The sequence below is a fragment of the Ahrensia sp. 13_GOM-1096m genome (assembly GCF_000620605.1).
Classification (GTDB): Bacteria; Pseudomonadota; Alphaproteobacteria; order Rhizobiales; family Rhizobiaceae; genus Ahrensia; species Ahrensia kielensis.
The window spans coordinates 102,500-123,836 of record NZ_JIAX01000009.1; the positions used below are offsets into that span (position 1 = coordinate 102,500).

A 21,337-nucleotide genomic window follows, 5' to 3' on the forward strand; every position below is an offset into this window, starting at 1 on the left:
GCATCAAAGGCACATGAAATTGCAGCCTTTTAAAATCGCTTTGACCTGCACATTTATTTTCAGCGCCTTTACGGTCATGGCGCAAGAAATGCAGCTTATCGCGCCGATAAGTGGCACCAGCACATTTATTGGCAAGCAGATGGCCAAAGGTTCCAGCCAAGATGCTGCCGATGATTCCTGCAAAGCCGAAACGGCTAGTACCGCCACAGATACAGCGCTTAATAATGGTGCGCGCTTTATCTATGGTCTGCCCTGTATTGAGGCATTAGATTCTGCCGCAGATCGTGTCGTTGCCAGTGACGAAGATGCTATCATTTTGGCGCTGGGCGTTGAGGTTGATGACATTACCAATCGCGACAAACGTGCTCATTGGCCCGTATTTCGCCTTGGCCCTAAAACATCTAATGAAGCCGTCATTATTGGCGAATATTTGAAAGCATCATGGCGCGATAAACCTTTTGCGATCATTGATGATGGTACGCTTTATGGGCGGCAATTGGCGCAAGATGTGCGTGCGCTGCTTGAAGACGATAATTTGACACCCGTTTTTACCGACACTTACCGCCCACTGCTTGAGCGCCAAGCTGGCCTTGTGCGGCGCATTGTTAAATCCGGTGCAACACATGTGTTTGTTGGCGGCGATGCCTATGATGTTTCCATTATGGGGACCGATGCACAGGCGATTGGCGCTGATCTTGTTTTTGCAGGCGGCAGCGCTTTTCTTGCCCCGCCAGCGGATGGCACATTGCCTGAAGGCGCTCTATTTGCCGGACTATCTGATGTTTCCAAAAGCACAGACGGTGCTTATTTTGCAGCCTTGGCAAAGGCAGCCAGCCAGATCGGCACACAAGCTTTAAACTATGCCAAAGACAATGATACCACCATGGCGCGTGCGATGACGGCACAAGCATTTGAAACAGATTTAGGCTTAATCCGCTTTGCTCTAAACGGTGAAAACGACCGCCAATGGTTTAGCGTGTTTGAAGTCAAAGACGGCAAGCCAACACAAATACAGGAAAATAACGGATGATTACCCGCGGCCCCCGCAATCTAATTACTGATATCGATGGCTTGAGCGTTGGCAATGCGCAAGATTTAGCTTTGAAATCCGGTGTTACGGCCCTGATTTGTGACAAACCCTATACGGCGAGCGTGCAGGTACTTGGCGGCGCACCCGGCTCACGCGAGACAGATTTGCTTGCCCCGCAAAACACCGTCGGCGGTGTTGATGCGCTTGTTTTATCGGGCGGCTCTGCCTTTGGCCTTGATGCTGCATCAGGCGTTGCCAATAGCTTGAGAAGCCAAGGGCGCGGGTTTGAAGTTGGGCCAGTGCGCGTGCCAATTGTGCCTGCAGCGATACTTTTTGATTTGATCAATGGCGGCGATAAAAACTGGGGTGATCAGTCGCCCTATATGGCGCTCGGCGCTCAGGCAGCTCAAAATGCGGCACAAGATTTTTCACTTGGCTCCGTTGGTGCTGGCGCTGGTGCACTGAGCGCAAACATCAAAGGCGGACTTGGATCTGCATCCTCTGTGATTGAAGCACATGGCGTGACCATTGGCGCACTGGTTGCAGCCAACCCACTTGGCAGCACAATAATCGGCGATACACATCATTTCTGGGCGGCACCATTTGAACTTGATGATGAGTTTGGCGGTTGTGGATACCCCTCACCGATGCCAAAAGATGCCAAGGATATGCGCATTAAATTCCGTGATCGCGGTCCTGCGCAATCTGGCACCAATACGACCATCGGCATTATTGCAACGGATGCTAAGCTCAGCAAAGCCGAATGTCAGCGCCTTGCAATTGCTGCGCATGATGGGTTCACCCGCTCGATTTGGCCATCCCATACGCCGCTTGATGGTGACCTGATTTTTGGTGTTTCTACAGGCACTGTGGATTTGAAAGGCTCGCTTGATGCGATGATTGATATTTGTGCTGTTGCGGCCAGCACAATGGCACGAGCTGTGGCGCGCGGTATCTATGAAGCAACACCGCAAGACGGGGATATTATGCCTGTTTGGTCGTCTTTGCGTTGACTTGAGTGCGCTCAAAGGCCAATCAGAGCGCACCTTAATCATGCTTACGGAACTAAGATCATGACAGCGCACCGCCCTATTAAAATCGCCCCTTCTATTCTTGCCTCTGATTATTCAAAACTTGGACAAGAAATTCGTGATGTTACAGAAGCCGGTGCAGACTGGATTCACCTTGATGTGATGGATGGCCATTTTGTGCCAAACATATCTTATGGACCGGATGTGATCGCGAAACTTCGCCCGCATACGGATGCCGTGTTTGATTGCCATCTCATGATTTCGCCCGTTGATGTCTATCTTGAGAGCTTTGCAAAAGCAGGATGCGATATCATCACTGTTCATGCAGAAGCAGGACCGCATCTTCACCGTTCGCTGCAAGCGGTCCGCAACCTTGGCAAAAAAGCGGGTGTTGCGCTTAACCCTGCCACACCAATGAGCATTGTCGAGCAAGTGATTGATATGGTTGATCTTGTACTTGTGATGAGCGTGAACCCTGGCTTTGGTGGTCAGAAATTCATTCACTCGGTTACAGACAAAATGGCTGATCTCCACGCACTTATTGGTGATCGCCCAATTGATCTGGAAGTCGATGGCGGTGTTACCGCGCAAACGGCAATTGATTGCGCGAAAGCCGGTGCAAATGCGCTGGTGGCCGGTTCTGCTGTCTTCAAAGGTGGGACAATTGATTCCTACCGTGATAATATCAATGCGATTAGAAATGCAGCTGAGGCCAACCGCCCTTAACTTTCGAGGTTTACAATGAATATGATCCGTTTTTTGACACCCCGTATCGTCCCTGCTGCGCTTTTGGCATTGTCCAGTAGCGTTTCTTTTGCTGGTGATTTTTCAACGTTAAATGTGCTTGGATTTTCACAAGACGGTTCGATTTTTGCTTTTGAGGAATATGGCATCCAAGACGGTTCTGGTTTTCCTTATGCCAACCGCTTCTATATTGACACGGCAACCGACAGTTTTGTGAGCGGCTCGCCGATACGAAAACGTCTTGAGGATGAAAGTGCGAGCGTGAATGATTTGCGCGATATGGCAGCACAATCCGGCAGCGCAATCATTGAAGATGATGAATTGGTTGACGGCTTTGTTGCGGGCCAAAACAGCGTCACAGAAGAATCTGCTGACCCTTACCGTATGGCGGTGAATCCGCGCCCTGTGGTTCCGCCAATTGATGCTGAAGTTGAGTTTCGCTTGCAAGAACTACAATTTGCAGCATCTGGCAGTTGCGCTGGCATTACCGAATCGTCAGTTGGTTTTAAACTAACGCAAATCGCGACAGAGGCTGGCCAAAAAGCAAAAGTGCTTCATGAAGATGTAAGTATTCCCACTTCACGCAGCTGCCCGACAGGATATCGTATTGGCGGTGTTTACACCTATTACCCGCCTGCATCTAAGCCCGTCTATGCAGTTACGATTGCCGTTGAATCCTACGGGTTTGAAGGGCCAGACTATCGCTGGATGGCTGTGACGACACACGCTGAAGCCAGTGATTAAACCCAGAAAGCATTTATGTCCGCACTCAAAACGAGATTAGTACAAGCGCTGCCGCCTGCCTATGCGTCGCTTCTGCCTTGGGTTTTCTGGACCTTGGTTTGCGGCACCGCTTGTCTCGTCGCTTTGATTTATACGCGTGGCTGGGCGCTGGGCGAGCAAACCATTGCGGTTACATTGCTCTACGCGCTTGGTGCCGCGCTTGCCTTTTGGCCTTCGCTTTATTGCGCACGTCTGTTTGCGCCTAAAGCAGGCCGCCTTCGGTTTTTCTGGCTGATCGTGTTTTTAGCGGGCGGCACCATCTTTTTTACCAGTGTTTTGTTTGCTCTGCAGTTTCGCCTATATTTTTCACAATGGCATGGGCCTGCCTTTTCTAAGCTATGGATATGGCAGCAGTTTTTCACCGCAGGCAGCGCGGTCTATACCTATTTTGTGTTGGGTCTTCGGTTTTATTTCCCGATTGGCATTATCGGTCTTGCGATAACAAGCTGGTGGTTAAACCATCAGCCGGATTGAGAATTGCACCATCATCTGTTAGGCGGTGCAGCATAAATTAACGTAATGATGAGTTTTACCCATGATACCTCGCTATTCACGCCCGCAAATGGTCGATATTTGGTCGCCTGAAACCAAGTTTCGCATTTGGTTTGAAATAGAGGCGCATGGTTGTGATGCGCTTGCTGATCTTGGCGTTATTCCCAAAGACGCAGCCGCGACCATCTGGGAAAAAGGCAATGCTGCGACTTTTGACATTGACCGGATTGATGAGATCGAGCGCGAAACCAAGCACGATGTTATTGCGTTCCTCACCCATCTGGCCGAAATCGTCGGCGAGCCAGCACGGTTTGTGCATCAGGGCTTTACCTCATCTGACGTGCTCGACACGACGCTAAGTGTTCAGCTCATGCGCGCAACCGATCTTTTGCTTGAAGATATGGACAAGCTGCTTGCAGCAATCAAAAAACGTGCTGAAGAACACAAATATACAGTGTGTATTGGTCGCTCGCACGGCATTCACGCCGAGCCCGTTACATTCGGTCTTAAAATGGCGCAAGCCTATGCTGAATTTGACCGATGCAAAGCGCGCCTTCTTGCGGCACGTGAAGAAATCGCAACATGCGCTATCTCTGGCGCGGTTGGCACATTTGCCAATATTGATCCTGCAGTTGAAGAACATGTTGCTAAGTCATTGGGTTTGAAAGCAGAACCTGTTTCAACGCAGGTCATTCCGCGTGACCGTCATGCGATGTATTTTGCAGTTCTTGGTGTTGTGGCCTCGTCAATTGAGCGCCTTTCAACTGAGGTGCGTCATTTGCAGCGTACAGAAGTTTTGGAAGCTGAAGAGTTCTTCTCTAAGGGCCAAAAAGGTTCGTCCGCAATGCCGCATAAGCGCAACCCAGTGCTTACAGAAAACCTGACAGGCCTTTCACGCATCGTACGTGCATTCGTAACCCCTGCGCTTGAAAATGTGGCGCTTTGGCATGAGCGCGATATTTCGCACTCATCTGTGGAACGCATGGCTGCACCGGACGCAACTGTTACGCTTGATTTTGCGCTGGCGCGTTTGACCAATGTGATTGAAAATCTGGTTATTTATCCTGAACGTATGCTTGCCAATATGGATGCGCTTGGCGGTCTTGTGCATTCGCAGCGCGTTTTGCTTGCGCTCACTCAGGCTGGTGTTAGCCGTGAAGACAGCTACCGCCTTGTACAGCGCAATGCGATGAAGGTTTGGGATGCTTATCAGCAGCGCCTGCCGAACCCGCCAGTGTTCCTCGACGAACTGCTTGCCGATGAAGATGTACGCAAGGCGCTGAGCGAAGAGCAAATTCGTGATAAATTCGACATTGGTTATCATACCAAACATGTTGATACGATTTTCACTCGCGTCTTCGGCTAATGCCCGCCGCCCACATCGCGCTCGCCATTCTGGTGGCCGCGATTTATGGCACTGCCTTTGTTGCCATTCAATATGCCGTTCTTGAGATCCCGCCGCTTATGGCGACGGGGTATCGCTATGTTTTTACGGCGCTACCGCTGATTTTCTTTATACGCAAACCCAATGTTGCTTGGCTGCATTTAGCAGCTTACGGCATCATGCAGGCTGTCGTGATGTTCGGCATCATCTTTACGGCAATCAGAATGGGCATGCCGCCCGGCCTTGCCTCCATGGTGGTGCAGCTTCAAGTCTTTTTCACGGTCTTTTTTGCTTTCGCGCTTATGGGTGAAAAGCCAACACCTAAACAAATTTTAGGCGCTGCTATCGCTATTTTTGGTGTTGGTATTATCGGCTGGGGGCTTGGTGCATCCGCGCCGCTTGTTCCGTTTTTTATGACCATCGCGTCTGCTGCCGCATGGGGTATTGCCAATATCATCTCTAAAAAAGCAAAGCCAAATTCTATGCTTGGCTATGTGGTTTGGTCAGGTGCGTTTGCGCCGCTACCGCTTTTTGCGCTTTCTAGCCTGATCGAAGGCACCAATTTTGGAATATTACCGATCTGGCCGCCGAGCCCCATCGTCATCGCCTCGATCTTATATCTTGCCTATCCAACAACCGTATTGGCTTTCACAGCTTGGGTATTCCTGCTGCAAAAGCACAGCGCCGCGGCCGTGACACCGTTTGCTTTGCTCATTCCGATCTTCGGCATGGGATCAACGGCAATCATGTTTGGGGAACCATTGAGCGCAATAACGCTTCTTGGTGCAGCACTTGTATTTATCGGCCTTGCCGTTGCTGTGATTAGGCGACGAACAATTCGTGTATTCAAGCAATGATTTTTATTTGTCCCGTTGACATTTGTCTTTCAAACCCCACTTTGCTCCCATGAAAATACGTGATGCAAATATTCTGATTATTCCTGGTTACAAGGGTGCCGATGAAGACCATTGGCAATCGCGGTGGGAGGCTAAAATGCCGAACGCCACCCGTATCCATCAAGCTGAGTTTAACAAGCCAGTTTGTGAGGATTGGAAGAAGGAAATCGAAACCGCCATTCTTGCCAGCGACAAGCCTGCAATATTGGTTGCGCATTCGCTTGGCGTTGCGGCGGCTGTTCACGTTTTAAGTGAAAATGACGATGTCAAAAAGAAAGTCGTCGGCGCGTTTTTTGTCTCGCCGCCCGATGTTTCTAACCCGAAAATTCGGCCCAAGCACCTCATGACATTTGGCCCCTACCCAACGGGCCCAATGCCCTGCCCGACATTTGTGATCGGCAGCGTCAATGACAGTTTTTCTGATCAGAAACGCATGCAAGAAACAGCGGCAGATTGGGGCGCTTATTTTGTTGATGCTGGTGAAAGCGGGCATATTAACAGCGAAACAGGCCACGGGCCTTGGCCTGAAGGGCTTATGGTGTTTGCCGAATTTATGAAGCGCCTATAAATCAATAGCCGCCATCAAGTTTAGTTTCTTTGCCGCCTTTGGCTGCGGCAAGGAACTGTGTCGCGCCCGCGGTGATTAAGCCTGTTTCAAAGCCCAATGCGATGAATTGAAAACCCATTTGCGTAAATCGCGGCGTATCACTTGGATCGACCGAGAAGATACCTGCGAATTTATTGGCGGCCTTCGCCTTTTTAGCAATGAGCGCAATGGCTTCCATCATATCTTCACGCGTGGGATCAACACTATCGCCATTTGTCCACGCAATCGACAGGTCAGAAGGCCCAACAAAGACGCCATCAATGCCTTCGACGCTAAGAATATCATCCAGCGCTGCCAAAGCCTGTCGGGTTTCAATCATTGCAAGTGAAAGCGTGTCCTTGTTAGCGCTTTTTAAAAACGCATTGCCGCCTTCCACATCACGCAAAGATTGCGCGCGTGGCGCACCCCATGAGCGGTTGCCCAGCGGCGGAAATTTCATAGAATCAGCAAATGCTTTTGCATCCTCTACCGAATTGATCATCGGTGCGATAATTGCATCCGCGCCCATATCAAGCGCGCGCGATGCCATGTCGTTGCGGCCAACCGGAATGCGCACAACGGCACATTTTTGCCGATTGATTATCGCTAAAAGCCCATCCCAGACAGATTTTTCATCATGGCCGCCATGCTGCATATCGAGCGTGACAGCATCAAATTCAGTGGTTGCAAGCTGGTCAACCAAATCAACAGATGGCAGCGACGACCATGCTGTTAGAAGCGTGTCGCCGCGGGACAATTGTTGTACCATTTGATAGGGGTTAGCCATCTGGGAGGTAGTCCTTTAGTCGTTTTCGATCTGCTTAATAGCAAGTTCCATCAATTCGACCATTTTGGTACGAATATCGGTATCGCTGATTGCAATATTGGCCTGATCGAAATCGCCGCGCACCTTGCGGAACACATCTTCATCGCCGGCTTCTTCAAAATCAGACATAACCACTTCTTTTGCGTAAGCAGCAATTTCATCGCCTGTTTTGCCGAGTTTTTCTGCAACCCATTCGCCCAGCAATCTGTTGCGGCGTGCTTCGGCTTTGAAACGAAGTTCGGCATCATGCGCAAATTTGTTTTCAAATGCGTTTTCGCGATCTTCAAGGCTCATGTTTCTCTCCAAATTAGAAATGTTTATCTACTGTCATTAGATGCGATTTAACGCAGACAAAATCAATCACCGCGTCCAACTTTATAAAACATGTGTGTTTCTTAAAAAAACCGTGGCATTTCAGCCCATATCCACGACTTGGTGTTTGTACCTTGCCTATAATTGGTTTATCTGAGCGCATATTGTTTCAGTGGCCGACGTCGGCCCTCCCACACAAGCGAGCATTTGCATATGAAACAGCGCCGCCGCATTTATGAAGGCAAAGCCAAGATTCTCTATGAAGGACCGGAGCCAGGCACTCTCATCCAGTTCTTTAAAGATGACGCAACCGCGTTTAACGCCAAAAAGCACGATGTTATTGAAGGTAAAGGCGTTCTGAACAATCGGATTTCAGAACATATCTTCACGCGCCTTGGCGCACTTGGTATTCCGACGCACTTTATCAAACGGTTGAACATGCGCGAGCAGTTGATCCGTGAAGTCGAGATCATTCCGATTGAAGTTGTTGTGCGCAATGTTGCCGCTGGTAGCATCGCCAAGCGTTTGGGCCTTGAAGAAGGCACCGTTCTGCCGCGCTCCATCATCGAATTTTACTATAAAAACGATGAGCTTGATGACCCGATGGTCTCTGAGGAACATATCACGGCCTTTGGCTGGGCTAATCCGCAAGAAATCGACGACATGATGGCGATGTCCATTCGTATCAATGATTTTCTATCCGGCATGTTTATCGGCATTGGTATCCAGCTTGTAGATTTCAAAATCGAATTTGGACGTCTGTTTGAAAACGACACGATGCGCGTTGTATTGGCCGATGAAATTTCGCCAGACAGCTGCCGTCTGTGGGATGTGAACAGTCAAGAAAAGCTTGATAAAGACCGCTTCCGCCGTGATCTTGGCGGCCTTGTGGAAGCCTATACAGAAGTTGCACGACGCCTCGGCATCTTGAACGAAAATGACACACCGCGCCCAAGCGGACCAACATTGGTGAAGTGAGACTTTAGATGATCAAAGCACGCGTTATCGTAACCCTGAAAAATGGTGTTTTGGACCCGCAGGGCAAAGCTATTGAAGGTGCCTTGAGCGCACTTTCATTTAGCGGTGTCGATCAGGTTCGCCAAGGCAAAGTGTTTGATATTGCTGTTGAACATGATGACAAAGCCAAAGCTGAGGCAGACATCAACGCCATGTGCGAAAAGCTTTTGGCCAACACAGTGATCGAAGATTACAAGGTGGAGCTGGTTTAATGAAAACCGCAGTCATTCTTCTTCCCGGCCTTAACCGCGACCGCGATATGATTGCGGCAATCACCCATATTTCTGGCGAGCCGCCTGTTACTGTGTGGCAGACGGATACAACTATTCCCGATGTTGATTTGATCATCGTGCCGGGTGGTTTTTCCTATGGTGACTATTTGCGCTGTGGTGCAATTGCTGCGCGTATGCCTTTCATGAAGGCATTGAAGGAAAAAGCAGCCCAAGGCGTTAAAGTTATTGGCGTGTGTAACGGCTTTCAAATTCTGCTTGAGGCAGGTCTTTTGCCCGGTGCATTGATGCGTAACGCATCACTAAAATTCGTTTGCCGCGAAGTTGAACTGGAAGTGTCAAACGCTTCAACCGCGTTTACAAGCGGTTACAGCCAAGGCCAAATCATTCGCTGCCCTGTGGCGCATCATGACGGCAATTATTTTGTCGATGATGCAACGCTCAAAACACTTCAAGATGATAACCGAATCGCGTTCCGCTATGCCAATGGCACCAACCCGAACGGTTCAATCGACAATATTGCAGGCATTTTGAACGCTGAGGGCAATGTGCTTGGCATGATGCCGCATCCTGAGAATCTTATCGAACATGCCCATGGCGGCCTTGATGGCCGTGCCTTGTTTGAAAGCGCTCTTGGGCTTGTCGCCGCTTAATAATTATCTTTATTTTTGAGCGACTTATAATATTTTTGGCGTGACGCGTGGAACATATCTAAGTTCTGAAACAGCGCCGCGCCAAAATCGCAGATTTTGCTTCTTATTCCGCATCACATAATAATACGTGCCGCTATCAAGTTTTGTGCGAACACGATTGCTGTTTGCACAAAGCTGCGGCAACATAGTAAAAATTACCGCCGGACAATCATGCAAATGAACGGTCATGCGGATGTCTTCACCAACAAAACAACATTGCCACCATGCCTATTTGGCACTCTGGCTCTGATCAAAGGCAAGCTCTTTATGGTTCGATCTATTAGCTCAAATGCTCCGGCGAAACGGTTGGTGGAAAAAGCGCGCCTTTGGAAAAGCCTAGCGGCAATCTTGCCCGTCATGACGCTTGCGCTCGCTGGCTGCACAACGAGTGAACCTGTTGCAGGACCGCTATCAGGTGAATTTGAATCCAAAAATGCCACAGCGCTGCTTCAAAACATCAATTCATTGGGACTTAAATGTTGGATCAAGTCCGGGGACAAGGCATTTAGGGGGTTCGCCCTCGTCCCCGAACTCGATACGCGCAGCGGCACTCCGCGCATATTGATCGTGCATAAAGGCAAATCTCAAGGTTTGCCGCAGCTGGTGATTGAAGCCAGTGGAAGTCCTGTAAAGCTTCAAACATATGGCCCGCTAACATCGTCGCCAGTCTCAACCCGCATCAATAGCGACATCATCGCTTGGAATATGGGCAAAGATAAATGCTAGTCGGCGTATTAGCGTAATTTTGATCGGAAAACTGTTTCCGTTTCGCGGGAAAACCATTCGCCGGATGGTTTTCTAAGCCGCTCAACTTCCTGCAAATGCTCTAGCTGTCTGAACGCACATACATCGGAAAGGATTTGCGGATCTCAATATCCGCATCCTCAACCGAAATACCGATATCATGCAGACTATGATGATCGAGCTTCATCAAATTATAGCGCGTGCGGCGCTTTTGGAGCTTCGCAACAGACATCGCTACAGCCACTTTTCCCCATGTGCGAAATGGAACCATGTCCATTGCATCAAAATTTTGAGTGCCAATCCGTACAGATTGATCTTGAAAGCGCATTGTATCGATTGTACCCATTTTATTTCTCCAGTCTAAAAATTTGGGTTACATTGTTGCAGTATTTTGATATATTGAACTAATAATTGTATCAATATAGTGAATTGACACCATGACAAATTGGCTCCCTGAACTATCAGAAGACAAAGGACCGCTCTATGTGCGGCTTGCTGACGCGATAGAACGCGACATTAGTTCGGGTACATTGCCTGCTGGTTCCAAATTGCCCCCGCACCGCAATCTGGCTTTTGATATTGGCGTTACGGTTGGCACGGTGAGCCGTGCTTATGGTGTTGTGCGTGAACGCGGACTTGTCGCTGGCGAAGTTGGCCGCGGCACTTATATCAAGTCCCCTGCCGCAGACCGAAACTCCACATCCAACAGCTTGAGCCGCTACAATGGCTTGCTGCCCAAAGCGCATCCTGAATTAATTTTGATGAATTCGACCTCTGCGCCTGAAGTTGGTCAGGCAAAAATGATCGCCCGCATTTTCAGTGAAATTGCAGAAGAAGACCCCAAAGCGATCTCCGATTATTTGCGCCACATTCCCGATAGTTGGCGTGAAGCTGGTCGGCGCTGGGTCGAGCGCAATGATTGGTCGCCTTCGCTGGAAAACATCCTGCCTACGCAAGGCTCGCACGCGGCGCTTGTTTCTGTGCTCAACACCGTCACAGGTACTGGCGACCGAATTGCCTTTGAAGAACTGACCTATCCCGCCACGGTGCGCGCCAGCGCATTGATGGGCAGGCGCGCGATTAAAATTGCCACAACAGATCAGGGACTTGACCCTGATTCGTTTGAGCATGTTTGCGCCCAGCAGCACCCAAAGATCGCTGTCATCGTATCGACCTTCAACAATCCGACACTGACGACTATACCGCTCGAAAACCGATTGAAAATCGTTGAAAGCGCACGGCGTCACAATGTTCTTTTGCTGGATGACGATACTTACGGCGTACTTGATGTTGATGCACCGCCGCTCTTTTCTGAATTGGCACCGGAGCGCACTTTTCATGTGACGTCCTTATCCAAATCGGTTGCGGCTGGTCTTCGCTCTGGCTTTGTTGTGTGCCCAACGGGCTATGCAAACCGTGTGATGAATGCCCACCGTTTGATTACAGGCAGCGCACCGCGCGCAATCATGGAAATTTCAACACGGCTTATTTTGTCGGGTGAAGCCGATCAGATCATGGCTAAGGTTGCCATTGATACGGCAGCACGCATCGAAAAAGTACGTGCGGCGCTTGCTGGCTTTGAGTTTCGCAGCGATCCGCGCTGTCCTTTCGTCTGGTTGCGCCTGCCTGAACCTTGGCTTCCGAGCACATTTTGCAAGGCTGCCCGTGCGCAAAATGTTGTTGTGGAAGAAGCTGATGAATTTAAAGTTGGGCAAACGGAGTATGCTGTGCCGTTTGTGCGCGTTGGCATTACAGGTGAATTGGAAGCTGATCGGCTTGATGACGGGCTTGCTGTGCTCAAACAATTGCTTCAACAGCCTGCCCTTGCCTATGATACCATTGAATAAGCACGATTTAGCTGTGGCATCGTGCAGATAGGGCTGTAAACGCACGTCATGATCGGCTATCAGAAGGCCAATCAAAAACGCCCGAATTTGCTGGATTGTCATGAAAATCAACAATACCGCCCCGATTACCGAAGCCCTCATTGCTGCGCACGGTTTGAAGCCTGATGAATATGAACGGATTTTAAATCTGATCGGCCGTGAGCCGAGCTTTACCGAGCTTGGTATTTTCTCGGCAATGTGGAACGAACATTGCTCTTATAAATCGTCTAAGAAATGGCTACGCACGCTGCCAACAACTGGACCGCAGGTCATTCATGGCCCGGGCGAAAATGCCGGCGTTGTCGATATTGGCGACGGTGATTGCGTTATCTTCAAAATGGAAAGCCACAATCACCCGTCTTATATTGAGCCTTATCAGGGCGCAGCGACAGGTGTTGGCGGTATTTTGCGCGATGTCTTTACAATGGGCGCGCGGCCAATCGCTGCAATGAATGCGCTGCGCTTTGGCGATCCTTCCCATACAAAAACAAAGCATCTGGTCAATGGTGTTGTTGCTGGTGTTGGCGGTTATGGCAATGCGTTTGGCGTGCCAACTGTTGGCGGCGAAGTTGAGTTTAATGCGCGTTATAACGGCAACTGCCTTGTTAATGCGTTCGCAGCAGGTATTGCAAAAACTGACGCGATCTTTTTGTCGGAAGCCAAAGGCGTTGGCCTGCCGATCGTTTATCTTGGCGCTAAAACTGGCCGCGACGGTGTTGGCGGCGCGACAATGGCGTCTGCAGAATTTGACGAAACCATCGAAGAAAAGCGCCCTACCGTTCAGGTCGGCGATCCGTTCACTGAAAAGTGCCTTCTGGAAGCTTGCCTTGAATTGATGAAAACTGGTGCAGTGATCGCTATTCAAGATATGGGCGCGGCAGGTCTTACCTGTTCTGCGGTTGAAATGGGCGCTAAAGGCGATCTTGGCGTTGAACTTATCCTTGATGACGTGCCGATCCGCGAAGACCATATGACTGCTTATGAAATGATGCTTTCTGAAAGTCAGGAACGCATGCTCATGGTTCTCGACCCAAGTCGGGAAGAAGAAGCCAAAGCAATTTTTGTCAAATGGGGTCTCGACTTCGCCATCGTTGGTAAAACAACGGATGATCTGCGCTTCCGCGTTATGCATCAAGGCGAAGAAGTTGCCAATCTGCCGATTAAAGAACTTGGCGATGAAGCGCCTGAATATGATCGTCCGTGGATTGAGCCGGGCTTATGGAATCCGATGGCTTCTTCTGAATTTCCAGAAGTTGAGGATTACGGTCAGGCGATTTTATCAATGCTTGGCTCTGCCAACCTTTCCTCACGCCGCTGGGTGTGGGAGCAATATGACACGCTCATTCAAGGCAATTCTTTGCAACTACCTGGCGGTGATGCCGGTGTTGTGCGCGTTGAAGGCCATGAGACCAAAGCATTGGCTTTCTCATCGGATGTGACACCGCGCTACTGCGAGGCTGATGCGTTTGAAGGCGGCAAACAGGCTGTTGCTGAATGTTGGCGCAATATCACGGCCACAGGTGCCGAGCCTTTGGCATCCACCGACAATTTGAACTTTGGCAATCCTGAACGTCCTGAAATTATGGGCCAATTTGTCAAAGCAATTGAAGGCATTGGTGCTGCATGTTCTGCGCTTAATTTCCCAATCGTATCGGGTAATGTGTCGCTTTATAATGAGACATTTGGCGAGGCTATTTTGCCCACTCCAACGATTGCTGGTGTTGGCATATTGCCAGACTGGAACCAGATGGCACGTATTGGCACAATGCAAGACGGCGACCATGTGTTTGTGCTTGGCGGTGATGGCACGCATCTTGGCCAATCAATCTATCTCGACATTTTGCATGAGCGTAATGATGGCCCGCCGCCGCCTGTCGATCTCGCGATTGAAAAGCGCAATGGTGATTTTGTGCGCTCTGCCATCCGCAATGGTCAGGTAACAAGCTGCCATGATTTGTCCGATGGCGGCCTTGCTATCGCGCTTGCTGAAATGTGCATGGCATCTGGCAAAGGCATGAATGTTGATCCGGGCGAGGCTGAACTGCCGCACGCATTGCTGTTTGGTGAAGATCAAGCACGCTATATCGTGACGGTTCGCGATGAAGATGCAAACTTCTTTGCGATCAATGCGGAAACAGCAGGCGTTCCGTTCCGTGATCTTGGCGTTGTGGGCGGTGATACGCTATCATTGACGGGAATCGTATCGACCACCATATCAGTAGCAGACATGCGCAACGCACATGAAAACTGGTTCCCGCATTATATGAGCGCCGACCAAGCGCCGATGGCGGCCGAGTAGGAGAACACTCAATGCCAATGAACGCCAACGACATCGAAAAGATGATCAAGAACGCCATTCCTGATGCCACAGTTACGATTCGTGACTTGGCTGGCGATGGTGACCACTATGCCGCTGAAGTTGTATCGGAAAGCTTTCGTGGCCTTTCCCGTGTGAAACAACACCAGATGGTTTATGCAGCATTGGAAGGCAATATGGGCGGCGTTCTGCACGCTCTCGCCTTGCAAACATCTGCCCCTGACTAAGCAAATCATCTGGCGCGCTGTGCTGGCTGGCAGAAATGTCATCCAGCATTTGCAAGAAAGACGCATATCAAGGCTGGAATTTGCCTAAGGCCATCGCTACATTGCAGCTAAACAATTTAACGAACAGGAATATGCCATGAGCATGAACGATTTCATCGATAATGAAGTGAAAAACAACAACGTCGTGCTTTTCATGAAAGGCACACCGGATTTCCCGCAATGCGGTTTTTCAGGTCAAGTTGTTCAAATTCTTCAATATCTGGGCGTTGATTATAAAGGCATTAATGTACTTGCTGATGATGATCTGCGCGAAGGTATTAAATCATATTCTGATTGGCCAACTATTCCGCAGCTTTATGTTAAAGGCGAATTTGTTGGCGGCTGCGATATTATCCGCGAAATGTTTCAGGCAGGCGAGCTTCAAACGCATATGAGCGATGCAGGCGTGGAAGTAAAAGTAGCCAGCTGATCTACCATGAACATCCCGCAAACAAACTTGCTGGGAGAAGGTGCGGCCCTAGCGTTTGAGACGCAATCTCAGGCGTGCGGCCGAATGGGCTCGCCCTTCATGGAAAAGCTTTGTGCATTGATTGCTCAAAACGGCTTTGCGGCAGGCGCGGTTTTTGATCGCATCAATCATTGGAATGGCACCATTGGCAATGGCGGTGATGCCGTGCCGTTGCGTTTGGCGGGCGCGTTTCACAGACTTGTTCTTGGTGACGCAGATGCAGGCTTAAAGAGCGTTTATCCTCCGAACAATTCTAGCGATGCAGAATTGCTGTCAGCCGTTAATCAGGCTGTTATCAAACATGCCGATTTTATTCTTGAATATTTGAAATCCGCGCCGCAAACCAATGAAGTCGGCCGTTCAGCGCTGCTTCTGCCAGCCTTTCTGTCTTTGAATGCGCAATATGGAATGCCGTTTTCTCTGTTTGAAATTGGCTCTAGTGCCGGCTTAAACCAAAACTTGCCGCATTTTCATTATGACTATGGCTCTTGGCAGTGGGGCGATGCAGCCTCGCCGGTTCAATTAAACTGCGAATGGCGCGGCGAACAACCGCCCGTCACGAATGGTGATATTCACTTTTCAAAAGTTCAAGGCTGTGACTTAGCGCCCGTGCCTATTTCGACAGACAAGCAGCGCATGAAGCTTGCCTCCTATGTATGGCCAGATCAAACAGAGCGCTATGAACGCCTGTCCGGCGCGCTGGCGCTGGCAAGCAAATTTGCACCTGCGGTTGACGCATGCCAAGCAGCTGAATGGCTTGGCGAGAAACTTAGCACTGCACCTGAAGATGGCGTGCACAGTATAATCATGCATACCGTTATGTGGCAGTATCTATCAAAAGACGATCAGGCGCTTTGCGAGGCACACATTAATGCTTTTGGTGCGCGCGCTCATGCTCGAGCACCCGTATCATGGCTACGCTTCGAGGCAGACGACAATAGCCCTGGCGGTGCGCTCACACTCACCCATTTTGATGGAATGTCTAAGACACCGCGCACAAGCATTCTTGCGCGTGCTGATTTTCATGGGCGATGGATAGAGTGGTCATCAAATCTAGGCAAAGCTTGAACGCGCCATCGGGGCGCGTTTTGTTTTTGTCACAATTGAAATTGTCAGTAGACAGCGCCGCTGCATGCGGCATAGGCAAGCATTAAAGAGGAGTTCGCCAAATGAGCAAAACAGACAAGTGGAACATATATCTTTCCGGTGAAATCCACACAGATTGGCGCGAACAAATTCAAACCTCGGTGTCAGAAGCTGGACTACCTGTCACCTTCAGTGCGCCGGTAACGCACCATGAAGCATCGGATGATTGCGGCGTCGCGATCTTAGGCGCAGAAGAAAACAAGTTTTGGCATGACCATAAAGGCGCGCAGATCAACGCGATCCGCACCCGCACGCTCATCGGCAATGCTGATATTGTGGTTGTGCGTTTTGGCGAAAAATATAAACAATGGAACGCTGCTTTTGATGCAGGCTATGCCGCTGCACTTGGCAAGCCGCTTATCATTATTCATCAAGATGAACATGCCCACGCGCTCAAGGAAGTTGATGCAGCAGCGCTTGCTGTTGCTAAAACACCGGCACAAGTTGCTGATATTTTGCGCTATGTGATTGAAGGCAAGCTTGCTGGTTACAATGATAAGTGAACCGGTAAGATTTGCTGGCTTTGAAGAAAGATCGCTTAAGTTTTTGGCAGCGCTCGGTTTTCACCAAAACCGCGAATGGTTTCATGAAAACAAAGATCTTTATCTACAGCTTGTCAAAGAGCCTATGGGCTATCTTGTCGAGGCGGCATCCACACGCTTTGCTAAGCTTGATATTCCTTTGCATGGCACACGCAAAACATCGCTTTATAAAGTCAATCGTGATGTGCGCTTTGCAAAGAATAAAGATCCATACAACACCCATGCTTCTGCGGTTTTAACGCGCAATGGCACGAAGAAAGACGGCTCAGGCGCCTATATGCACTTTAAACCCGGCAATTGTCTTTTTGCTGCTGGTGTCTGGTATCCTGAACCTTTAGAGCTGCGCGCTTTGCGTGAAACGATCATTAAAAGGCGCGATGAATTTCTTGCAATCGAGCATAATCTGGCAAGCAAAGGCTTGTCTTTTGATAGCGAGAAGGCTCTAAAGCGCGTACCGCCTGCGTTCAAACATATTGAAGATTTGGACTTGCAGCGGCTACTCAAACAAAAGAGTTTTACGGTCACACGGCACGTTGAGGATGCAGATATCCAAAGCCCTGCTTTGATTGAAACTCTTATCGAATTGACCCAAGACACGATGCCCCTCATGCAGTTTTGCTGGCGGGCGATGGACCCGCTACGGGACCAGTAACGGAGTGACTTTTGACGGATTCTGTTCAAACTAAAACAGCCCCTGCTCAAGCCTTGAAAAGCGAGGAATTTATAGCAGGCACCCCAATCAAACGCCCGATGTTCATTGCAATGATTGCGATGTTGATGGCGCTCAATGCGCTCGCGATTGATGTTATTTTACCTGCTTTTCCTGCGATGCTTGACACTTTTGGGCAGGATATCGGCAATAAGGTGCAATATGTTCTATCAGCCTATTTGATCGGATTTGGTATCGCGCAGCTCTTTTATGGTCCGGTTACGGATCGCTTTGGCCGCCGCGCGCCACTCTTTTTCGGTATGGCGCTCTATATTATCTTCGCATTTGCGGCTGTCTTTGCACCAAGTTTTGAAATGCTGTTGTTTTGCCGTGTGATGCAAGGCGTTGGCGCAGCTTCAACACGTGTTATCGCCGTTGCTGTTGTGCGTGACACGCATTCTGGCCGCGCGATGGCATCGACTATGTCGCTTGTGATGATGGTGTTTATGGTGGTGCCTATTTTCGCGCCGATGATTGGACAAGGAATCATCATTTTCGGCGATTGGCATTTAATATTTCTGTTTATGGCAGCGATTTGTGCCGTTGTGCTTGTCTGGGCGGCGCTGAAAATGCCCGAAACTTTGCCCGTTGAAAAACGACGCGAGCTAACGCTAAAATCAGTTCTGATTTCTTTCAAACTGATTATCACCAACCGTCTTGCATTTTTCTATGCGCTTGCAACCGCATTCTTTTTCGGCGGTTTGTTTGGCTTTCTCAATGTCGCACAGCCTATCTACGGTGATGTTTACGGGCTTGGCTCATGGTTTCCCATTGCCTTTGGCTCAGTTGCTGTTTTGATGGCAATATCATCCTTTGCAAACTCCAAGCTCGTTGGCACATTTGGCCAGCGCCGTTTGGCACATAGCGCTCTATTGGCATTCTTTGGCGCAGCTGTGCTGCTTGTTGTCTCATCGATTGGTGGCAACCCGCCCTTCTGGGTATTCATGAGCATTCTTGCGCTTGCCATGCCGCTATTTGGGCTCATCGGTGCGAACCTCAACTCACTGGCGATGGAGCCGCTTGGCGCTGTGGCTGGCACGGCGTCTTCCGTGCTTGGCTTTATGCAGACGGTGGGCGGTGCGTTGGTTGGCGCAACAATTGGCCAATATTATTCCGGTCAGGTTTTAGACCTTGCAACCGGCTTTGCGCTGGTATCAGGCATTGCAATTGTGTTTGTTCTGGTTGCTGAAAAAGGCCTTTTATTTGGCACTGCGGCCGATATTCAAAGGGGCTAACGCCCCATTTTGCCGCGTTAATTATCGAGCGCAGTAAAATCAAACAATGTACGGTCAAGCAAATGGCCTGGCCGTACATGAGACAGCGCCCGCAAAATTGTATCTTTTCGCCCCGGTGCCCGTTTTTCAAGATCAGCTAAAAAACGCTTCATTGAATCGCGCTGCAAGCCATCCTGACTGCCGCAAAGATCACAGGGAATTATTGGGAACTGCATCGCCTGCGCGAACTTTTCAATATCAGGTTCAGCTGAAAAACTAAGCGGGCGAAGCACGGTCAAATCTTTTTCATCATTGATCAGTTTTGGCGGCATTGCCTCTAGCCGTCCGCCATGAAACATATTCATGAAAAACGTTTCAAGAATATCTTCGCGGTGATGGCCCAGCACCAATGAGGAACACCCCTCTTCGCGCGCGACACGGTACAAATGACCGCGCCGCAGCCTTGAACAAAGCGCACAATAGGTTTTGTTTTCAGGTATTTTATCCGTAACGATGGAATAGGTATCGCGGTATTCTATGCGGTGCGCAATGCCGTGCTTTTCAAGCCATTGCGGCAAAATATGTTTTGGAAAATTCGGCTGCCCTTGATCCAGATTGCAGGCAAGCAGGTCCACGGGCAATTCGCCACGCTTTTTCAAATCCAGCAAAATGGACAATAGCGCGTAAGAATCTTTACCGCCTGAAATACCCACCAGCCAACGTGCGCCCTCTTTGACCATTGAAAAATCATTCAATGTGGTTTGCACCTGACGCGTCAAACGTTTGCGCAGCTTGTTAAATTCTGTGGTGCTCGGCGCGTCTGCAAACAGGTCTTGCGCGGCACAATCTATAGCGATGTCAGGTGCAGTGTTCATAGTAATTGCAAGTATCGGGTGGCGTGTATTTTAGCAAGCACCATAGTGACTGCAATTATTATAAGGACCAGATACTAGTTAGTGGCGTCCACATCTTGGGCACATGGTGAAAACTTATCAACGGACAGCGCGTATCTTACATTTGAATTGACTTATATTCTTCTCGCAGATGAATATAAATGGGCAAGGTGGAGGTTTAAATGCCCCGAGTGCAGCCCTACCGCAACCTACGTCTTGTGTTCCTTTGACTGCATGAATGCCGAAGGCGACTGCCCCATCACGCGCCCAAATTCTCGGTTGAAATTAGATTTGGTGTTAAAGCCGCTGCTAAGCATCGCTTCAGTCACGGAGATACCTTGTTCCAGACTAGCACTGGCATTGCGGATACGAAATCCGTTCACATAGCGCGACACGTTTTCACCCTTGACCATGTTGATCGCTATCGAAAGCTGCTTGATGGGAACGTGAAGCCGCCGGGCAAGGCGAGCAAGCGTTAAATCTGGATCAAGATAAGGTTGGTCGTTTTCCATAAGGGTGTCTAAGCGCATGATGAGAGCGGTATATTCCTCTGAAGGGAGGCTTTGCTCAGCTTTAGTCTCGACAGGGTCCACTTCAGTTGTGCCTACTGCGTCACGCGAAAGGCTCAGTAGGCCGATACCAAGCAATGTGAACGACGTGAACACGCTAATGATTAGTGGTCGCCAATCAATATGTTCAAGCATAATGGCAATGGTGATAAGTATGTCTGACAAGAATGAGAGGATAAGGAGAACACCTATAGCCTTCCATATACGCGCAGGTAGCGGGCCAGCTTCAAGGCGGGCAAGCGGTAGCGCGTCATCCTGTCGAAGACGGATGAGGATCGCGATTCCGTAACCCAAAAATATTGAAGATACCACCACATCCAGCGTCAGAGGCGCAAAAAGCATGCAGAAAATCACGAAAACGGGAACGAGTAAATGCAATCCGTCACGTTTAGCATCAATCAAACCCGAGGTTGCCGATTGAAAAGTGAGCCAAGCCACGGGTGGGATGAGGCTCGCCGTGATTGGCTGGACCATTGCTAGCCATTGCACCCCGTAATGTTGAACCAATGACACGATCAAAGACTGGAACCCGCAAATCGCAAGTAGAGCCAGGAAAAGG

Annotated in this window: 25 protein-coding genes; 20 read left to right on the forward strand and 5 right to left on the reverse strand. The window is 49.6% G+C overall.

The window, feature by feature from the left end:
• Nucleotides 1–13 precede the first annotated feature (13 nt).
• The 8 genes from N530_RS18545 to N530_RS0104445 all read left to right on the forward strand — a co-directional run bounded on the left by N530_RS18545 (nucleotide 14) and on the right by N530_RS0104445 (nucleotide 6,928).
• A complete protein-coding gene (locus N530_RS18545; protein ID WP_051540757.1) occupies nucleotides 14–1,030 on the forward strand; it encodes an ABC transporter substrate-binding protein in 1,017 nt (338 codons plus the stop codon).
• Nucleotides 1,027–2,043 carry a P1 family peptidase gene (locus N530_RS0104415; protein WP_026479724.1) on the forward strand — a complete coding sequence of 339 codons (1,017 nt, stop codon included), beginning with the start codon at nucleotides 1,027–1,029 and terminating at the stop codon, nucleotides 2,041–2,043. Before N530_RS18545 ends, N530_RS0104415 begins: the two co-directional genes overlap by 4 nt.
• Nucleotides 2,044–2,103: 60 nt before the next feature.
• A complete protein-coding gene (gene rpe / locus N530_RS0104420) occupies nucleotides 2,104–2,787 on the forward strand; it encodes a ribulose-phosphate 3-epimerase (protein ID WP_026479725.1) in 684 nt (227 codons plus the stop codon).
• A 15-nt stretch (nucleotides 2,788–2,802) separates the two neighbouring features.
• On the forward strand, nucleotides 2,803–3,549 hold the full coding sequence (locus N530_RS0104425) for a DUF2259 domain-containing protein (RefSeq protein ID WP_026479726.1): 747 nt from the start codon (nucleotides 2,803–2,805) through the stop codon (nucleotides 3,547–3,549).
• Between the two features lie 15 nt (nucleotides 3,550–3,564).
• Nucleotides 3,565–4,062, forward strand: a complete 498-nt coding sequence (locus N530_RS17415) for a hypothetical protein (RefSeq protein ID WP_051540758.1) — start codon at nucleotides 3,565–3,567, stop codon at nucleotides 4,060–4,062.
• Nucleotides 4,063–4,123: 61 nt separating this feature from the next.
• Nucleotides 4,124–5,446 (forward strand): adenylosuccinate lyase, encoded by a 1,323-nt coding sequence (gene purB / locus N530_RS0104435; protein WP_026479727.1) that lies wholly within the window; start codon nucleotides 4,124–4,126, stop codon nucleotides 5,444–5,446.
• The gene (locus tag N530_RS0104440) at nucleotides 5,446–6,321 is read left to right on the forward strand and encodes an EamA family transporter (RefSeq protein WP_026479728.1); all 876 of its coding nucleotides are present in this window, start codon (nucleotides 5,446–5,448) and stop codon (nucleotides 6,319–6,321) included. The genes purB and N530_RS0104440 overlap by 1 nt, the downstream gene beginning before the upstream one ends.
• A 49-nt stretch (nucleotides 6,322–6,370) precedes the next feature.
• Complete coding sequence (locus tag N530_RS0104445; protein ID WP_026479729.1) at nucleotides 6,371–6,928, forward strand: alpha/beta hydrolase; 558 nt, start codon at nucleotides 6,371–6,373, stop codon at nucleotides 6,926–6,928.
• Between the two features lies 1 nt (nucleotide 6,929).
• Here the strand turns inward: N530_RS0104445 and N530_RS0104450 are convergent, their stop codons facing one another.
• Together N530_RS0104450 and N530_RS0104455 are read right to left on the reverse strand one after the other, a co-directional pair.
• Nucleotides 6,930–7,733, reverse strand: a complete 804-nt coding sequence (locus N530_RS0104450; RefSeq protein WP_026479730.1) for an HpcH/HpaI aldolase/citrate lyase family protein — start codon at nucleotides 7,731–7,733, stop codon at nucleotides 6,930–6,932.
• 15 nt (nucleotides 7,734–7,748) lie between these two features.
• Nucleotides 7,749–8,066, reverse strand: coding sequence for a DUF1476 domain-containing protein (locus N530_RS0104455; protein WP_026479731.1), 318 nt, complete (start codon nucleotides 8,064–8,066; stop codon nucleotides 7,749–7,751).
• A 231-nt stretch (nucleotides 8,067–8,297) separates the two neighbouring features.
• On the opposite strand from N530_RS0104455, the gene purC reads away from it, so the two are divergent.
• The 4 genes from purC (at nucleotide 8,298) to N530_RS0104480 (ending at nucleotide 10,749) form a co-directional block, all read left to right on the forward strand.
• Complete coding sequence (gene purC, locus N530_RS0104460; protein WP_018687750.1) at nucleotides 8,298–9,062, forward strand: phosphoribosylaminoimidazolesuccinocarboxamide synthase; 765 nt, start codon at nucleotides 8,298–8,300, stop codon at nucleotides 9,060–9,062.
• 8 nt (nucleotides 9,063–9,070) lie between these two features.
• Complete coding sequence (gene purS / locus N530_RS0104465; RefSeq protein ID WP_018687749.1) at nucleotides 9,071–9,313, forward strand: phosphoribosylformylglycinamidine synthase subunit PurS; 243 nt, start codon at nucleotides 9,071–9,073, stop codon at nucleotides 9,311–9,313.
• Nucleotides 9,313–9,984, forward strand: a complete 672-nt coding sequence (gene purQ / locus N530_RS0104470) for a phosphoribosylformylglycinamidine synthase subunit PurQ (protein ID WP_026479732.1) — start codon at nucleotides 9,313–9,315, stop codon at nucleotides 9,982–9,984. The genes purS and purQ overlap by 1 nt, the downstream gene beginning before the upstream one ends.
• Before the next feature lie 216 nt (nucleotides 9,985–10,200).
• Nucleotides 10,201–10,749, forward strand: a complete 549-nt coding sequence (locus N530_RS0104480; protein WP_051540759.1) for a hypothetical protein — start codon at nucleotides 10,201–10,203, stop codon at nucleotides 10,747–10,749.
• A gap of 100 nt (nucleotides 10,750–10,849) precedes the next feature.
• Here the strand turns inward: N530_RS0104480 and N530_RS0104485 are convergent, their stop codons facing one another.
• Entirely contained in the window at nucleotides 10,850–11,113 is a 264-nt protein-coding gene (locus tag N530_RS0104485) for a DUF1127 domain-containing protein (RefSeq protein ID WP_018687746.1), read from the reverse strand.
• A gap of 91 nt (nucleotides 11,114–11,204) precedes the next feature.
• Here N530_RS0104485 and N530_RS0104490 point away from each other — a divergent pair, with 91 nt between their 5' ends.
• The 8 genes from N530_RS0104490 (at nucleotide 11,205) to N530_RS0104525 (ending at nucleotide 19,337) form a co-directional block, all read left to right on the forward strand.
• The gene (locus tag N530_RS0104490) at nucleotides 11,205–12,614 is read left to right on the forward strand and encodes a PLP-dependent aminotransferase family protein (RefSeq protein WP_026479735.1); all 1,410 of its coding nucleotides are present in this window, start codon (nucleotides 11,205–11,207) and stop codon (nucleotides 12,612–12,614) included.
• A 100-nt stretch (nucleotides 12,615–12,714) separates the two neighbouring features.
• Nucleotides 12,715–14,952, forward strand: coding sequence for a phosphoribosylformylglycinamidine synthase subunit PurL (gene purL, locus N530_RS0104495; protein ID WP_026479736.1), 2,238 nt, complete (start codon nucleotides 12,715–12,717; stop codon nucleotides 14,950–14,952).
• An 11-nt stretch (nucleotides 14,953–14,963) separates the two neighbouring features.
• Nucleotides 14,964–15,197 (forward strand): BolA family protein, encoded by a 234-nt coding sequence (locus N530_RS0104500; protein ID WP_018687743.1) that lies wholly within the window; start codon nucleotides 14,964–14,966, stop codon nucleotides 15,195–15,197.
• A gap of 136 nt (nucleotides 15,198–15,333) precedes the next feature.
• Nucleotides 15,334–15,666: a Grx4 family monothiol glutaredoxin gene (grxD, locus tag N530_RS0104505; protein ID WP_018687742.1), complete on the forward strand. Its 333-nt coding sequence runs from the start codon at nucleotides 15,334–15,336 to the stop codon at nucleotides 15,664–15,666.
• Nucleotides 15,667–15,672: 6 nt separating this feature from the next.
• The gene (locus tag N530_RS0104510; protein WP_051540760.1) at nucleotides 15,673–16,773 is read left to right on the forward strand and encodes a DUF2332 domain-containing protein; all 1,101 of its coding nucleotides are present in this window, start codon (nucleotides 15,673–15,675) and stop codon (nucleotides 16,771–16,773) included.
• Between the two features lie 101 nt (nucleotides 16,774–16,874).
• Entirely contained in the window at nucleotides 16,875–17,354 is a 480-nt protein-coding gene (locus N530_RS0104515) for a YtoQ family protein (protein WP_026479738.1), read from the forward strand.
• Nucleotides 17,344–18,045: a DUF2461 domain-containing protein gene (locus tag N530_RS0104520; RefSeq protein WP_026479739.1), complete on the forward strand. Its 702-nt coding sequence runs from the start codon at nucleotides 17,344–17,346 to the stop codon at nucleotides 18,043–18,045. The genes N530_RS0104515 and N530_RS0104520 overlap by 11 nt, the downstream gene beginning before the upstream one ends.
• 11 nt (nucleotides 18,046–18,056) lie before the next feature.
• Nucleotides 18,057–19,337, forward strand: coding sequence for a multidrug effflux MFS transporter (locus N530_RS0104525; RefSeq protein ID WP_155851913.1), 1,281 nt, complete (start codon nucleotides 18,057–18,059; stop codon nucleotides 19,335–19,337).
• 17 nt (nucleotides 19,338–19,354) lie between these two features.
• Here N530_RS0104525 and ttcA read toward each other — a convergent pair whose 3' ends face one another.
• Complete coding sequence (gene ttcA / locus N530_RS0104530) at nucleotides 19,355–20,191, reverse strand: tRNA 2-thiocytidine(32) synthetase TtcA (RefSeq protein ID WP_026479741.1); 837 nt, start codon at nucleotides 20,189–20,191, stop codon at nucleotides 19,355–19,357.
• A 227-nt stretch (nucleotides 20,192–20,418) separates the two neighbouring features.
• On the reverse strand, nucleotides 20,419–21,252 hold the full coding sequence (locus N530_RS0104535; RefSeq protein ID WP_202899018.1) for an AraC family transcriptional regulator: 834 nt from the start codon (nucleotides 21,250–21,252) through the stop codon (nucleotides 20,419–20,421).
• Between the last annotated feature and the right edge of the window lie 85 nt (nucleotides 21,253–21,337).